At 61.2% G+C, this 15,146-nt stretch carries 13 protein-coding genes; all 13 read right to left on the reverse strand.

The genetic code is table 11. The features are described 5' to 3' along the window. Positions 1-164: 164 nt before the first annotated feature. A complete protein-coding gene (gene nuoN, locus F8N96_RS33940; protein ID WP_128871316.1) occupies positions 165-1,628 on the reverse strand; it encodes an NADH-quinone oxidoreductase subunit NuoN in 1,464 nt (487 codons plus the stop codon). 7 nt (positions 1,629-1,635) lie between these two features. After that, on the reverse strand, positions 1,636-3,168 hold the full coding sequence (gene nuoM, locus F8N96_RS33945; RefSeq protein WP_150801501.1) for an NADH-quinone oxidoreductase subunit M: 1,533 nt from the start codon (positions 3,166-3,168) through the stop codon (positions 1,636-1,638). A gap of 40 nt (positions 3,169-3,208) precedes the next feature. Continuing rightward, positions 3,209-5,062 carry an NADH-quinone oxidoreductase subunit L gene (gene nuoL, locus F8N96_RS33950; RefSeq protein WP_150801502.1) on the reverse strand — a complete coding sequence of 618 codons (1,854 nt, stop codon included), beginning with the start codon at positions 5,060-5,062 and terminating at the stop codon, positions 3,209-3,211. After that, positions 5,059-5,367, reverse strand: a complete 309-nt coding sequence (gene nuoK / locus F8N96_RS33955; protein ID WP_010458852.1) for an NADH-quinone oxidoreductase subunit NuoK — start codon at positions 5,365-5,367, stop codon at positions 5,059-5,061. The genes nuoL and nuoK overlap by 4 nt, the downstream gene beginning before the upstream one ends. 2 nt (positions 5,368-5,369) lie before the next feature. Then, entirely contained in the window at positions 5,370-5,873 is a 504-nt protein-coding gene (nuoJ, locus tag F8N96_RS33960; RefSeq protein WP_007905076.1) for an NADH-quinone oxidoreductase subunit J, read from the reverse strand. A gap of 9 nt (positions 5,874-5,882) precedes the next feature. Continuing rightward, positions 5,883-6,428 (reverse strand): NADH-quinone oxidoreductase subunit NuoI, encoded by a 546-nt coding sequence (gene nuoI, locus F8N96_RS33965; RefSeq protein WP_198044941.1) that lies wholly within the window; start codon positions 6,426-6,428, stop codon positions 5,883-5,885. A gap of 12 nt (positions 6,429-6,440) precedes the next feature. Continuing rightward, positions 6,441-7,448: an NADH-quinone oxidoreductase subunit NuoH gene (gene nuoH, locus F8N96_RS33970; RefSeq protein ID WP_150766757.1), complete on the reverse strand. Its 1,008-nt coding sequence runs from the start codon at positions 7,446-7,448 to the stop codon at positions 6,441-6,443. Then, positions 7,445-10,159, reverse strand: coding sequence for an NADH-quinone oxidoreductase subunit NuoG (gene nuoG / locus F8N96_RS33975; protein ID WP_150801503.1), 2,715 nt, complete (start codon positions 10,157-10,159; stop codon positions 7,445-7,447). Before nuoG ends, nuoH begins: the two co-directional genes overlap by 4 nt. A 137-nt stretch (positions 10,160-10,296) precedes the next feature. Continuing rightward, a complete protein-coding gene (gene nuoF / locus F8N96_RS33980) occupies positions 10,297-11,652 on the reverse strand; it encodes an NADH-quinone oxidoreductase subunit NuoF (protein WP_150801504.1) in 1,356 nt (451 codons plus the stop codon). Beyond that, entirely contained in the window at positions 11,649-12,146 is a 498-nt protein-coding gene (nuoE, locus tag F8N96_RS33985) for an NADH-quinone oxidoreductase subunit NuoE (protein ID WP_008146039.1), read from the reverse strand. Before nuoE ends, nuoF begins: the two co-directional genes overlap by 4 nt. Positions 12,147-12,148: 2 nt before the next feature. Then, on the reverse strand, positions 12,149-13,933 hold the full coding sequence (gene nuoC / locus F8N96_RS33990; protein WP_150801505.1) for an NADH-quinone oxidoreductase subunit C/D: 1,785 nt from the start codon (positions 13,931-13,933) through the stop codon (positions 12,149-12,151). A 72-nt stretch (positions 13,934-14,005) separates the two neighbouring features. Beyond that, positions 14,006-14,680, reverse strand: a complete 675-nt coding sequence (locus F8N96_RS33995) for a NuoB/complex I 20 kDa subunit family protein (protein ID WP_007940869.1) — start codon at positions 14,678-14,680, stop codon at positions 14,006-14,008. A gap of 10 nt (positions 14,681-14,690) precedes the next feature. Beyond that, entirely contained in the window at positions 14,691-15,104 is a 414-nt protein-coding gene (locus F8N96_RS34000; RefSeq protein WP_003223812.1) for an NADH-quinone oxidoreductase subunit A, read from the reverse strand. Positions 15,105-15,146 lie beyond the last annotated feature (42 nt).

Genomic DNA, 15,146 nt, shown 5'->3' on the forward strand with positions numbered 1-15,146 from the left:
AGGCTGGTCTGGCTGCGGGACTGTCCTTGGATGTAGGCCATGACGAAAAATGCTCCGTATCTTTCGATACGGAGCATTTTCTTTGAGTGCCGCGCAGATTGCTAGGTTTTCACACAGTCTGCGAAGGTGCCGTTTCTGTTTTTCTACCGAGTACGCTTAAGCGATCAACCCGCCAACCCCGCCTGCTGAACCAGGTTCAGCAACGGCTGCGGATACAGCCCAAGGAAGAACGCCAGCGCAGCGATAGCCAGCAGCATCACGCCGCCCGCACGTTGTTCCCAATGCAGCTGGGCATCGTGGCGACGCAGGTTCGGTTCGATCAGGTACAGGGTGACCATCACACGCAGGTAGTAGAACACGCCGATGGCGCTGCCCAGTACCAGGGAGCCGACCAGCCACCATTGGTGGGACTCGACGCCGGTGGCGATGATGTAGAACTTGCCGATGAAACCCGCGGTCAGCGGGATGCCGGCCAGGGACAGCATCATCACGGTCAGTACCGCGGTCAGGTACGGACGGCGCCAGAACAGGCCCCGGTATTCGTACAGGGCGTCCGCGTCACGGCCGTTGTACGGCGAGGACATCAGGGTGATTACGCCGAACGCGCCGAGGCTGGTGATCACGTAGGTGACCAGGTACACGCCGATGGCTTCCACGGCCAGACCCTTGCTCGCCACCAGGGCGATCAACAGGTAACCGAAGTGGGCGATGGACGAGTAACCCAGCAGACGCTTGAGGTTGCTCTGGGTCAGCGCCAGCAGGTTACCGAACAGGATCGACGCGATGGCGATGATGGTCAGCACGTCGCTCAGCACACCGCTGCTCGCCGCTGGCGAGATCTGGAACAGACGCACCATCACCGCGAACACCGCGACTTTCGACGCAGTGGCCAGGAACGCGGCCACCGGTGCCGGAGCACCTTCGTAAACGTCCGGGGTCCAGAGGTGGAAGGGTACCAGCGACAGCTTGAACGCCAGGCCGATCAGCATCATGCCCAGGCCCAGTTGCGCCAGCGAGCTTGGCAGGCCGGTGGCCGCCAGGGCCTGACCGATGCCGTTGAAGCTCAGGCTGCCGGAGTCGGCATACAGCAGGGCCATGCCGAACAACAGGAACGCGGAACCTGCAGCCGACAGCACCATGTACTTGATACCGGCTTCCAGCGAACGCTTGTTGAAGAAGGCATACGCCACCAGACCGTAGACTGGCACCGAGAGCAGTTCCAGACCGATGAACAACCCGGCCAGGTGCTGCGCGCTGACCAGCACCAGGCCACCGGCGGCGGCCATCAGGATCAGCAGGTACAGTTCTTCACGGTTGCCCGGGTAACCCGAACCGCCATCGCCGAGGTAGGCGTGGGCGAGGGTCACACAAGCGAGGGTGGCGACCAGGATCAGCGCCATGTACAGGCAGGCGAAGCTATCGATCTGCAGCAGTGGGGTCACAGCCAGGGGCGCGACTTTCAAGGCTGGCAGGATCGACAGCAACGCCAGGTTCAGGCCCGCCACGGAAATCAGGAAGGTCTGCGAGTGGTTGCGGCGCCAGGCAATCGCCAGCATCACCACGATGATCGTGGCGCTGGTGATCAACAACGGCGCTAGCGCGATAAAGTGTTGAGTCGTGAATTCCATAGCGCTCTTACCGGGCCGAAGCGAGTTGAGTGAAGGCGGTACCGAGCCATTGCTGCACGCCATGCATCGTCGCGGCAGAGGTATCGAGGAACGGTTGCGGGTACACGCCGATGTAGATCAGCAGCGCCGCAAGCCCGACCACCATGATCATTTCGCGACCGTCCATGCCATGCAGTACCGCGTCCGATTTGGCCGGGCCGAAGTACGCACGGTGGATCATGATCAGCGAGTAGACCGAACCGAACACCAGGCCCGACGTCGCGATGATGGTGACCCAAGGCGCAGCCGGGAAGGTGCCGAGCAGGATCAGGAACTCACCGACGAAGTTACCGGTACCCGGCAAGCCCAGGGATGCGGCTGCAAAGAACAGGCTGAGGGCCGGCAGGTAAGCGATCTTCGACCACAGGCCACCCATCTCCCGCATGTCGCGGGTGTGGGTGCGCTCGTACAGCTGACCGGAGAGGATAAAGAGTGCCGCAGCCGACAGGCCGTGCGCCAGCATCTGCATCACCGCGCCCTGCAGCGCCAGTTGGCTGCCGGAGTAGATGCCGATCAGTACGAAACCCATGTGGGAAACGGACGAGAAGGCGATCAGACGCTTGATGTCGGTTTGGGCGAAGGCCAGGAACGCGCCGTAGAAGATCCCGATCAGACCGAGGGTCATGGCGATCGGCGCAAACTCGGCCGAGGCATTCGGGAACAGCGGCAGGGCGAAACGCAGCAGACCGTAAGCCGCTGTCTTCAGCAAGATACCGGCCAGGTCGACGGAACCCGCGGTCGGTGCCTGGGCGTGAGCGTCAGGCAACCAGGAGTGGAACGGCACCACCGGCAGCTTGACCGCGAAGGCGATGAAGAAGCCGAGCATCAGGATGTACTCGGTGGTGAGCGACATCTTGGTTTTCAACAGGTCGGCGTAGTTGAAGGTAATCACGCCGGTGTCGTTGAAGTTGACCAGAACCAGACCGAGGATCGCCACCAGCATGATCAGGCCGGAAGCCTGAGTGAAGATGAAGAACTTGGTCGCCGCGTAGATCCGGGTTTTCTTGCCGTCCGAAGAACTGTGACCCCAGAGCGCGATGAGGAAGTACATCGGCACCAGCATCATTTCCCAGAAGAAGAAGAACATGAACAGGTCGAGGGCGAGGAACACGCCGACCACACCGCCCAGGATCCACATCAGGTTCAGGTGGAAGAAGCCAACGTGACGTTGAATCTCTTTCCACGAGCAGAGTACCGAGAGCACGCCCAGCAGACCGGTCAGCATGATCATCAACAGCGACAGGCCGTCGAGGGCCAGGTGCACGCTGATGCCGAAGCGCTCGATCCAGATGTGCTTGAACTCACGCACCCAGGTCGGGTCGGCGCCAGGCGCCGGGGCAAATGAATAGTCACCGTTGGCCCACAGCCAGAGGCCGAGAGCGAGCAACAGGGACATGGTGATCAGCGCAATCCAGCGCGGGAGGGTAGCGCCGAAGCGCTCACCCATCCAGCACAGCAGGCCGCCGATGAAGGGGATCAGGATTAGCCAAGGCAGAATCATGACGGGCTCAATTCCTTTCGCAAGTTCGCAAGGTTCATATTCAGACCGCTACCAGCACGATGGCGCCGATGACCAGCACGGAGCCGGCTGCCATCGATGCCGCGTACCAACGCAGTTGACCGGTTTCGGTACGGCTCAGGGCGGTGTGACCGCCTTTGGCCATACGCGGGATCAGACCGATGGTCTGGTCGAGCGGGTCTTTGCGCAGTACGTGGCTGATCGCAAGGTATGGCTTGACGAACAGTTTGTCGTAGATCCAGTCGAAGCCCCAGGCAGCGAACCACCAGGCCGAAAGGAAGCGGCCGATGCCGCTGTTGGCGATTGCAGTGACGAAACGCCGCTTGCCGAGGAACAGCAGCGCGGCCAGCAGGATACCGGCCAGGGCGATGGCACCCGAAGCGATTTCCAGGCTGTGCTTGGCGTCGCCGCCGGCATGGCCGACGCTTTGCGGCAGCACGCCGTGCAGTGGCGGAACGATCATCGCGCCGATGGCGGTGGACAATACGATCAGCACCGACAGTGGCAGCCAGTGAGCGATGCCGTGACCGGCGTGTGCTTCGGTCTTCGCTTCACCGTGGAACGCGATGAAGATCAGGCGGAAGGTGTACAGCGAGGTCATGAACGCACCGACCAGACCTGCATACAGCAGACCCTGGTTGCCGCTGGCGAACGCTTCCCAAAGGATTTCGTCCTTGGAGTAGAAGCCCGCGGTCACCAGTGGCAGGGCCGCGAGGGCCGCGCCGCCGACGATGAAGCTGGCATAGGCCAGTGGCAGTTTCTTCCACAGGCCGCCCATCTTGAAGATGTTCTGCTCGTGGTGGCAGGCAACGATCACCGCACCGGACGCAAGGAACAGCAGCGCCTTGAAGAAGGCGTGGGTCATCAGGTGGAAGATCGCGCCATCCCACGCGCCAACGCCCAGTGCCAGGAACATGTAGCCGATCTGGCTCATGGTCGAGTAGGCGAGGATACGTTTGATGTCGGTCTGAACCAGTGCGGCAAAACCGGCGAGTACCAGGGTCACACCGCCGACAACGCCAACCAGGTGCAGGATATCCGGCGCCAGGGAAAACAGGCCGTGAGTACGGGCGATCAGGTAGACACCGGCGGTCACCATGGTCGCGGCGTGGATCAGTGCCGAAACCGGGGTAGGACCGGCCATTGCATCCGCCAGCCAGGTTTGCAGCGGCAGTTGCGCGGATTTACCCACGGCGCCGCCCAGCAGCATCAGGGTGGCCATGACCATCCAGAAGTCGCCGGCCTGGAATTTCTGCGGTGCCAGCACCAGCAGTTCCTGGATGTTCAGCGTGCCCAGTTGGGCGAACAGGATGAACAGGCCGATGGCCATGAACACGTCGCCGATCCGGGTGACGATGAAAGCTTTGAGTGCCGCGTTACCGTTGTTGCGGTTGCTGTAGTAGAAACCGATCAACAGGTACGAGCACAGGCCCACGCCTTCCCAGCCGAAGTACAGGAACAACAGGTTATCGCCCAGCACCAGGAACAGCATGCTGGCGATAAACAGGTTGGTGTAGGCGAAGAAGCGCGAGTAACCGGCTTCACCGCGCATGTACCAGGACGCGAACAGGTGGATCAGGAAGCCGACGCCGACCACCACACCGAGCATGGTCAGGGACAGGCCATCCAGGTACAGGGCGAAGTTCGGCGTAAAGCCTTCCACCGCCATCCACTGCCACAACACCTGGGTGTAGTGACCGCCTTCAGGCGGGGCGACGTTGAACTGCCAGATCACATAAGCAGTGACGATGGCAGACAGGCCAATGGAACCGACGCCGATCAGCGCCGCAAGGTTTTCCGAGATGCGTCCACGGGAGAACGACAGCAGCAGGAAACCTATGAGAGGGAATACGAAAGTCAGATAGAGAAGATTCATCCGCGCATCTCGCTGGCAGCGTCGATATCGAGAGTGTGGAAGCGGCGATACAGCTGCAACAGAATCGCCAGGCCGATACTGGCCTCGGCGGCTGCCAGGCTGATCACCAGGATGAACATGATCTGTCCATCCGGCTGACCCCAGCGGCTACCGGCAACGATGAACGCCAAAGCGGAGGCATTCATCATGATCTCCAGGCTCATCAGCACGAAAAGAATGTTGCGCCGGACCATCAGGCCGACCAGACCGAGGCAGAACAGGATGCCGGCGACCGCCAGACCATGCTCCAGAGGGATAGCAGGCATCGTCATTGCTCCTTGGCTTCGTTGCGGCCCAGGTGGAACGCCGTGACGGCTGCGGCAAGCAGCAGCATCGAGGCGAGTTCGACCACCAGCAGATAAGGACCGAACAGGCTGATGCCCACGGCCTTGGCGTCTACGGTGGTGTGGCCGATGGCCTGGCCGCTGGCGTCGCTGAACAGCACGTACAGCAGTTCAACCAGCAGCAGGGTGCCGAGGGCGACCGGGCCGAGCCAGATACCGGGCTTGAGCCAGACGCGCTCTTGCTGAACCGAGGCCGGGCCAAGGTTCAGCATCATCACCACGAACACGAACAGCACCATGATGGCGCCAGCGTAGGCGATCACTTCCAGCACACCGGCAAACGGTGCGCCGAGGGCGAAGAACGTCATCGCCACGGCAATCAGCGAAATGATCAGGTAGAGCAGGGCGTGCACGGGGTTGGTGTTGGTGATCACGCGAAGCGTGGACACCACAGCGATACCCGATGCGAAATAGAAAGCGAATTCCATCTTTCTTCCTTAAGGCAGCAAGCTCTTCACGTTGATCGGCTGGGCTTCATTCTGCGCGGAGCCTTTTGGCTTACCGGCAATCGCCATACCTGCAACACGATAGAAGTTGTAATCAGGGTTTTTGCCGGGGCCGGAGATCAGCAGATCTTCTTTCTCGTACACCAGGTCCTGACGTTTGAACTCGGCCATCTCGAAATCCGGTGTCAGCTGGATCGCGGTGGTCGGGCAGGCTTCCTCGCAGAGGCCGCAGAAAATGCAGCGCGAGAAGTTGATTCGGAAAAACTCCGGGTACCAGCGACCGTCATCGGTTTCAGCTTTCTGCAGCGAGATGCAGCCCACCGGGCACGCCACGGCGCACAGGTTGCAGGCTACGCAACGCTCTTCGCCGTCGGGGTCGCGGGTCAGCACGATACGGCCACGGAAGCGCGGCGGCAGGTACACGGCTTCTTCCGGGTACTGCAGCGTGTCGCGCTTGCGGAAGGCATGGCCGAAGATCATCACCAGGCTGCGAAGCTGGGTGAAGAAGCCATGCACGATGTCAAAAATGTACTTCATGATTCTCTATCCTCACTGAGCCGCGACGGCGGGCGTGTTGAGCAACACGATCGCAGCGGTCACCAGCATGTTGACGAGGGTCAGCGGCAGGCAGAACTTCCAGCTGAAGTCCATCACTTGGTCATACCGTGGGCGCGGGATCGAGGCGCGCAGCAGGATGAAGAACATGATGAAGAACGCGGTTTTCAGCGCAAACCAGATGAACGGGATCTGCGGCAGAATGCCGAACGGGCCGTGCCAGCCACCGAAGAACAAGGTTACCAGCAGCGCCGAAATCAGCACGATGCCGATGTACTCGCCGACGAAGAACATGCCCCATTTCATGCCGGCGTATTCAATGTGGTAACCGTCGGCCAGTTCCTGTTCCGCTTCCGGCTGGTCGAACGGGTGACGGTGAGTCACGGCGACGCCGGCAATGAAGAAGGTCAGGAAACCGAAGATCTGCGGGATGACGAACCACAGGTTCTGCGCCTGGTATTCAACGATGTCGCGCATGTTGAACGAGCCGACCTGGATCACGATGCCCATCAGCGACAGGCCCATGAACACTTCGTACGACACGGTCTGTGCCGAGGCCCGCAAGCTGCCCAACAGGGCGAACTTGTTGTTGCTCGACCAGCCGGCGAACAGCACCGCGTAGACCGACAGACCGGCCATGGCGAAGAAGAACAGGATGCCGATGTTGATATCCGCCACGCCCCAGGTCGGGGTGATCGGGATGATCGCGAAGGCAATCAGCAAGGCGCTCATGGCCACGACCGGTGCCAAGGTGAAGATCACTTTGTCGGCGAACGGCGGGGTCCAGTCTTCCTTGAAGAACATCTTGATCATGTCGGCCGCAATCTGGAACGCGCCGAACGGGCCGACGCGGTTCGGACCGTAACGGTCCTGCCAGAGGGCGAGCAGACGACGCTCGACCCAGCTCAGCAGCGCGCCGCACACCACCACGGCGAGCAGAATCACGATGGCCTTGAGGACCGAGATGATCACGTCAATCACTTCAGGCGTGAACCAGGTCATTGAGCTGCCTCCTGCAGACCGTCAACGGATTTGCCAAAGATCGCTGGCGGAATGCCGGCGATGCCCGCAGGCAATGCAACCAGGCCAGCGCCCAACTCTTCGTTGATGCGCAGCGGCAGACGCAGGGTCTGGCCAGCCACGTTCAAGCTGAGCATGGCGCCGTCATTGACACCCAGGCGATCGGCTTCGGATTTGGCCAGCGACACGTAAGCGGCCGGAATGCGTTCCTGAACCGGCGCGGCTTTGGAAGAGTTCTCTTCGCTGCCGAACAGGTGGAAGAACGGCACGACCTGCCAGGTGCCTGGAGCCGGGTTGAACGCGCGGGGAACACTGGCGAACCAGTTCAGCGAATCACCGGTGCTTTCGATCAGGCGAGTGCCCGGGTCGCCAGCGCGGATGTGACCACCGACTTCGTCCTGGAACTTGTTCCAGGCTTGCGGGGAGTTCCAGCCCGGAGACCAGGCGAATGGCACCTGTTGACGGGGTTCGACCGAGCCCGAGTAACCTTCCATCGAGAACGAAAACGCGGTGTCCTTGTCCTGGGAGGTACGCGGTTCGTGCACGCTGATGTCGGCGCGCATGGCGGTCCGGCCGCTGTAACGCAACGGTTCGCGGGCCAGTTTCAGGCCTTTGATGCGGAACGCGGCGGACGGTGCGGCATCGACGATGCGGTTCAGTTGCGGCGTGCTTGCAGCGACGGCAGCGGTGACGTGGTCCAGTTGGGTCCAGTCGATCGGCTGGTTCAACAGGGTGGCGCGCAGGGCATGCAGCCAGCGCCAGCCTTCGTGAACCAGGATGCTGGCGTCGAGGTAAGTCGGGTCGAAGACCTGGAAGAAGCGCTGGGCGCGGCCTTCCTGGCTGACCAGCGTACCGTCGCCTTCAGCAAAGCTGGCGGCTGGCAGGACCAGGTGCGCGCGATCGCTGGTGGCGGTTTTCTGATGGTCGGCCACGATCAGCACTTTCGCGGCGGTCAGGGCTGCATCGACCTTGGCTTTATCAGTGCGGGTGTACAGATCGTTTTCCAGCACGACGATGGCGTCGGCCTTGCCGTCGATCACTGCTTGCAGTGCTTCGTCCACCGAGTTGCCACCGAGCATGGCCAGGCCGAGGCTGTTGGCCTCCGGCACGATCAGGCTGATGGAACCGTTCTTCTCGCGCAGCTTCAGGGCCTTGGCGATGTTCGCCGCGGCTTCGATCAACGCCTTGGAACCCAACGAGGTACCGGCAATGATCAATGGACGCTTGGCGGCGAGCAGGGCGTCGGCAATGCGCTTGGCCAGTTCCAGGGCTTCAGCGTCCAGGCCTTCGACGGCCGGTGCGCTGGCGTCGAGGGCGTGGGCCACGGCGAAACCGATGCGGGCCAGATCGTCAGGAGCTGCGTGAACGCATTCTTCAGCGATGTCGTCGAGCTTGGTTTCAGCCAGGCTGGCGATGAACAGCGGATTCAGCGCGTCCTGGCCGATGTTCTTCACCGCGGCGTCGAGCCAAGGCTGAACGCGCATGGCGTCGGCCATGTCTTCGGCCTTGCCCTTGACCGATTGACGCAGGGACAGCGCCATACGGGCGGCGGTCTGGGTCAGGTCTTCGCCGAGGACGAAAATCGCATCGTGATCTTCGATGTCGCGCATGTTCGGGATCGGCAGCGGACTGTCTTTGAGCACCTGTACAACCAGACGAATGCGCTCAAGCTCAGCGGCTTCGATACCGGAGTAGAAGTGCTCGGCGCCGACCAGTTCGCGCAACGCGTAGTTGCTTTCGAGGCTGGCGCGGGGCGAACCGATACCGACGATGTTGCGACCGCGCAGCAGGTCGGCGGCTTTATCCAGCGCTTCGTCGAGGGTCAGCTTGGCGCCGTTGGCCAGTAATGGCTGGCGCGGGCGATCCTTGCGGTTGACGTAGCCATAGCCGAAACGGCCACGGTCGCACAGGAAGTACTGGTTCACCGAACCGTTGAAACGGTTCTCGATGCGACGCAGTTCACCGTAACGCTCGCCCGGGGAGATGTTGCAACCGCTGGAGCAGCCATGGCAGATGCTCGGCGAGAACTGCATGTCCCACTTGCGGTTGTAGCGCTCGGAGTGAGTCTTGTCGGTGAACACACCGGTCGGGCAGACCTCGGTGAGGTTGCCGGAGAACTCGCTTTCCAGGGTGCCGTCTTCAACGCGACCGAAGTACACGTTGTCGTGGGCGCCGAATACACCGAGGTCGGTGCCGCCGGCGTAGTCCTTGTAGAAGCGCACGCAGCGGTAGCAAGCGATGCAGCGGTTCATTTCGTGAGAAATGAACGGGCCCAGTTGCTGGTTCTGGTGAGTACGTTTGGTGAAGCGGTAACGGCGCTCGTTGTGGCCGGTCATCACCGTCATGTCTTGCAGGTGGCAGTGACCGCCTTCCTCACAGACCGGGCAGTCGTGAGGGTGGTTGGTCATCAGCCATTCGACGACGCTGGCGCGAAACACTTTCGCTTCTTCGTCGTCGATGGAGATCCAGCTGCCGTCGGTGGCGGGGGTCATGCAGGACATGACGATCCGACCACGCTTGTCGTTCTCGTCGGTGTACTGCTTGACCGCGCACTGGCGGCAAGCGCCAATGCTGCCCAGGGCTGGGTGCCAGCAGAAATAAGGGATATCGAGGCCTAGCGACAGACACGCCTGTAACAGGTTGTCTGCCCCGTCGACTTCGAGCTCTTTGCCGTCTACGTGGATAGTGGCCATGGTTCAAAGTTCTTCGTTGGCCCGGTGTCAGCGGGCGTGGCTAATGGAATCTTGTTATCCGCGCGAATCAACACAGCCGTTAAAGGCGTCATCGCACGAAAAGCGAAGGGCACGGACCCTTCGCCTTTTTTAAAGCGTTAAGCGCCGACTACGATCGGCCTTGCCAGAGGCGGGACGACGGCGCTGGTGGGCGCGATGCCGGCTTCGAACTCATGGCGGAAGTATTTGATTGCGCTGCCCAACGGCTCCACGGCGCCCGGTGCGTGAGCACAGAAGGTCTTGCCCGGGCCGAGGAAACCGACCAGACCCAGCAGGGTCTCGATATCGCCGGCTTGCCCTTCACCGTTCTCGATCGCGCGCAGCAGCTTGACGCTCCACGGCAGACCGTCACGGCACGGGGTGCAGAAACCGCACGACTCACGGGAGAAGAACTCTTCCATGTTGCGCAGCAGGGACACCATGTTGACGCTGTCGTCCACCGCCATGGCCAGGCCGGTACCCATCCGGGTGCCCACCTTGGCGATGCCGCCGGCGTACATTTGTGCGTCCAGGTGTTCCGGCAACAGGAAGCCGGTACCGGCGCCGCCTGGCTGCCAGCACTTGAGCGTGTAGCCGTCGCGCATGCCGCCGGCGTAGTCTTCGAACAACTCGCGACCGGTGACGCCGAACGGCAATTCCCACAGGCCCGGGTTCTTGACCTTGCCGGAGAAGCCCATGAGCTTGGTGCCCATGTCTTCACTGCCTTCGCGCGCCAACGATTTGTACCAGTCGACGCCGTCGGCAATGATCGCCGGCACGTTGCACAGGGTCTCGACGTTGTTCACGCAAGTCGGCTTGCCCCACACGCCAACGGCGGCAGGGAAGGGCGGCTTGGAGCGCGGGTTGGCGCGGCGGCCTTCCAGGGAGTTGATCAGTGCGGTTTCTTCACCGCAGATGTAACGCCCGGCGCCGGTGTGGACGAACAGCTCGAAATCGAAGCCGCTGCCCAGGATGTTTTTACCCAGCAGGCCCGCTGCCTTGGCTTCTTCCACGGCACGGTTCAGGTGCTTGGCGGCGGTGGTGTATTCGCCACGCAGGAAGATGTAGCCACGGTAGGTTTTCAGCGCGCGGGCACTGATCAGCATGCCTTCGATCAGCAGATGGGGCAGTTGCTCCATCAGCATGCGGTCTTTCCAGGTGTTCGGCTCCATTTCATCCGCATTGCACAGCAGGTAGCGGATGTTGATGGATTCGTCCTTGGGCATCAGCCCCCACTTCACGCCCGTGGGGAAGCCTGCACCGCCGCGGCCTTTGAGGCCGGCGTCTTTGACGGTCTGGACGATGTCGTCCTGGGCCATGTCGGCGAAGGCCTTGCGCGCAGCGGCATAACCGTTCTTGGCCTGGTACTCGTCGAGCCACACGGCTTCGCCGTCGTCACGCAGACGCCAGGTGAGCGGGTGAGTCTCGGCTGACCGCTTGATGCGGTTGGCAGGTCCGAAGGAAGTCAGGGTCATACGTAGCCCTCGAGCAATTTGGCAACGCCGGCAGGCTGCACATCACCGAAAGTGTCGTCGTCGATCATCAACGCCGGCGCCTTGTCGCAGTTGCCGAGGCAGCAGACCGGCAGCAGGGTGAAACGACCGTCGGCGGTGGTCTGACCCAGGCCGATCCCCAGATTGCTCTGGATTTCGCTGACCACGGACTCGTGGCCGCCGATGTAGCAGACCATGCTGTCGCAGACGCGAATGATGTGACGGCCGACCGGTTGACGGAAGATCTGACTATAGAAGGTCGCGACGCCTTCGACGTCGCTGGCCGGAATGCCGAGGATCTCGCCGATGGCGTACAGGGCGCCGTCCGGCACCCAGCCACGTTCCTTCTGGACGATCTTCAGGGCTTCGATCGACGCCGCGCGCGGGTCTTCGTAGTGATGCAGCTCGTGCTCGATGGCCGAGCGCTCGGTTTCGCTCAGGGCGAAACGGTCTGTCTGGATAAGCGTGCTGTTCATGCTTAGCGGTCCACGTCGGCCATAACGAAATCGATACTACCCAGGTACGCAATCAAGTCCGCGACCATGCTGCCTTTGATCACCGAAGGGATCTGCTGCAGGTGCGGGAAGCTTGGAGTACGAATCCGGGTGCGGTAGCTCATGGTGCCGCCATCGCTCGTCAGGTAATAACTGTTGATGCCCTTGGTCGCTTCGATCATCTGGAAGGATTCGTTGGCCGGCATCACCGGGCCCCACGAAACTTGCAGGAAGTGCGTGATCAGGGTCTCGATGTGCTGCAGGGTGCGCTCTTTCGGCGGCGGCGTGGTCAGCGGGTGATCCGCCTTGTACGGGCCTTCCGGCATGTTGCGCATGCACTGCTCGATGATCTTGATGCTCTGGCGCATTTCTTCGACGCGCACGATGCAACGGTCGTAGGCATCGCCATTGACGGCCAGCGGCACTTCGAATTCGAAGTTCTCGTAACCGGAGTACGGGCGCGCTTTACGCAGGTCGAAGTCGCAACCGGTCGAACGCAGGCCTGCACCGGTGACGCCCCATTCGAAGGCCTCTTTGGTGTTGTAGGCGGCAACGCCGATGGTCCGGCCTTTGAGGATGCTGTTGTCCAGGGCGGCTTTCTGGTATTCGTCCAGACGCTTGGGCATCCACTCGACGAAGTCTTTCACCAGTTTTTCCCAGCCCCGCGGCAGGTCGTGGGCGACGCCACCGATGCGGTACCAGGCCGGGTGCAGACGGAAACCGGTGATGGCTTCGATCACCGTGTACGCCTTCTGACGGTCAGTGAACGTGAAGAACACCGGGGTCATGGCGCCAACGTCCTGGATGTAGGTCCCCAGGAACAGCAGGTGGCTGGTGATCCGGAAGAACTCGGCCATCATGATGCGGATGACGTCGACCTTCTCGGGCACCTTGATGCCGGCCAGCTTCTCGACCGAGAGCACGTACGGCAGGTTGTTCATCACGCCGCCGAGGTAGTCGATGCGGTCGGTGTACGGGATGAAGCTGTGCCAGGACTGACGCTCGGCCATTTTCTCGGCACCACGGTGGTGGTAACCGACGTCCGGCACGCAGTCGACGATCTCTTCGCCGTCCAGCTGCAGGATGATACGGAACGCACCGTGGGCCGAAGGGTGGTTCGGGCCGAGGTTGAGGAACATGTAGTCCTCGTTCGCACCGGAACGCTTCATGCCCCAGTCTTCAGGCTTGAAGCGCGCGGCTTCTTCCTCGAGCTGTTGCTTGGCCAGGGTCAGGCTGAACGGGTCGAACTCGGTGGCACGGGCCGGGAAGTCCTTGCGCAGCGGGTGACCTTCCCAGGTCGGCGGCATCATGATGCGGGTCAGGTGCGGGTGACCTTTGAAGTCGATGCCGTACATGTCCCAGACTTCACGCTCGTACCAGTTGGCGTTCGGCCAGATATGGGTAACGGTCGGTACGCTGAGGTCGCTCTCGGACAAGGCGACCTTGATCATTACGTCACTATTACGTTCGATCGACATCAAGTGATAGAACACAGTGAAGTCGGCGCCGCTTGGCAGCCCTTGACGCTTGGTGCGCAGACGCTCGTCCACGCCGTGCAGGTCATAGAGCATGACGTACGGCTTGGGCAGGTTGCGCAGGAAGGTCAGGACTTCGACGAGTTTGGCCCGGGCAACCCAAAGCACCGGCATGCCGGTGCGGGTAGGCTGGGCGGAAAACGCCTCTGGGCCAAAACGGTTGTTCAGTTCGACGACCACATCCTGGTCGTCTGCCTTGTAAGGCGGGATGTACAGAGCACTGCCTGTAGTCATGGTTATTTATCGCTTTCGGTCAACGTAAAGAATGAAGCCAGGTTCTCGTTCTATGAAAGAAGCAGAGCTGGATCAGACTTCGTCGGGGCTGCGCAGGTTGGTTACCTGAATACGCTGTTCGCGGCGCTGTTCCTTCTGCGAAGGCATCTCGGCGCGATACACGCCTTGATCACCGACGACCCAGGAAAGTGGGCGACGCTCCTGGCCAATCGACTCCTGCAACAGCATCAAGCCTTGCAGAAAAGCCTCGGGGCGGGGCGGGCAGCCAGGCACGTAGACGTCCACGGGCAGGAACTTGTCCACCCCTTGAACGACGGAGTAGATGTCATACATGCCACCGGAGTTGGCGCACGAACCCATGGAGATGACCCATTTAGGTTCGAGCATTTGCTCGTAGAGACGCTGGATGATCGGCGCCATCTTGATGAAGCAGGTACCGGCGATAACCATGAAATCCGCCTGGCGCGGCGATGCCCGGATAACCTCGGCGCCAAAGCGCGCGATGTCGTGGGGCGCCGTGAAGGCGGTGGTCATTTCCACGTAGCAGCACGAAAGACCGAAGTTGTACGGCCACAGGGAGTTCTTGCGCCCCCAGTTGATCGTGCCGTTAAGCACGTCTTCGAGCTTGCCCATGAAAATGTTTTTGTGGACTTGATCTTCTAACGGATCGGAAACGGTTTCCCGCTGGCCGATCGGATACTGCTCGTTAGGAGCATCGGGGTCGATCCTGGTGAGATTGTATTGCATTGCCAAAGCCTCATTGTTTCAGCTTCGCCTGCCGCTTGCGACGAGCTTCCGGAGCCCAGTCAAGGGCGCCCACTCGGAACAGGTAGACAAGACCTGCCAACAGAATTGCTATGAAAACGAGAGCTTCGACGAATCCGGTCCAGCCGCTTTCGCGGACGGACACAGACCAGGCAAAGAGAAAAAGGGCTTCGATATCGAAGATCACGAAGAGCATCGCGACCAGATAGAATTTGGCTGAGAGCCGCAAGCGGGCGCCACCTGTAGGTAGCATGCCGGACTCGAACGGTTCGTTTTTGCTGCGGCCCCAGGCTTTTGACCCGAGGAGGCTGGAGACGCCGAGCATGAAGGCGCACAGGCCGACGACGCCCAGAAGGAAAATGGCAAAGCCCCAGTTGTGGGCCATGAGTCCTGTCGCTTCGGGCATGCTGGAAATCCTTAACAGAGAGCAAAGGTCTCTGAGCTTGAA

This window comes from Pseudomonas fluorescens, from assembly GCF_902497855.1.
Lineage (GTDB): Bacteria > Pseudomonadota > Gammaproteobacteria > Pseudomonadales > Pseudomonadaceae > Aquipseudomonas > Aquipseudomonas fluorescens_BI.

What these genes read in the sequence shown, in the direction of transcription:
- nuoK (WP_010458852.1), bottom strand. Translation starts at nt 5,367, where the DNA reads ATGCCTGCTATCCCTCTGGAGCATGGTCTGGCGGTCGCCGGCATCCTG.
- nuoJ (WP_007905076.1), bottom strand. Translation starts at nt 5,873, where the DNA reads ATGGAATTCGCTTTCTATTTCGCATCGGGTATCGCTGTGGTGTCCACG.
- nuoN (WP_128871316.1), bottom strand. Translation starts at nt 1,628, where the DNA reads ATGGAATTCACGACTCAACACTTTATCGCGCTAGCGCCGTTGTTGATC.
- nuoM (WP_150801501.1), bottom strand. Translation starts at nt 3,168, where the DNA reads ATGATTCTGCCTTGGCTAATCCTGATCCCCTTCATCGGCGGCCTGCTG.
- nuoE (WP_008146039.1), bottom strand. Translation starts at nt 12,146, where the DNA reads ATGAACAGCACGCTTATCCAGACAGACCGTTTCGCCCTGAGCGAAACC.
- nuoG (WP_150801503.1), bottom strand. Translation starts at nt 10,159, where the DNA reads ATGGCCACTATCCACGTAGACGGCAAAGAGCTCGAAGTCGACGGGGCA.
- F8N96_RS33995 (WP_007940869.1), bottom strand. Translation starts at nt 14,680, where the DNA reads ATGCAATACAATCTCACCAGGATCGACCCCGATGCTCCTAACGAGCAG.
- nuoF (WP_150801504.1), bottom strand. Translation starts at nt 11,652, where the DNA reads ATGACCCTGACTTCCTTCGGACCTGCCAACCGCATCAAGCGGTCAGCC.
- nuoI (WP_198044941.1), bottom strand. Translation starts at nt 6,428, where the DNA reads ATGAAGTACATTTTTGACATCGTGCATGGCTTCTTCACCCAGCTTCGC.
- F8N96_RS34000 (WP_003223812.1), bottom strand. Translation starts at nt 15,104, where the DNA reads ATGCCCGAAGCGACAGGACTCATGGCCCACAACTGGGGCTTTGCCATT.
- nuoC (WP_150801505.1), bottom strand. Translation starts at nt 13,933, where the DNA reads ATGACTACAGGCAGTGCTCTGTACATCCCGCCTTACAAGGCAGACGAC.
- nuoL (WP_150801502.1), bottom strand. Translation starts at nt 5,062, where the DNA reads ATGAATCTTCTCTATCTGACTTTCGTATTCCCTCTCATAGGTTTCCTG.
- nuoH (WP_150766757.1), bottom strand. Translation starts at nt 7,448, where the DNA reads ATGACCTGGTTCACGCCTGAAGTGATTGACGTGATCATCTCGGTCCTC.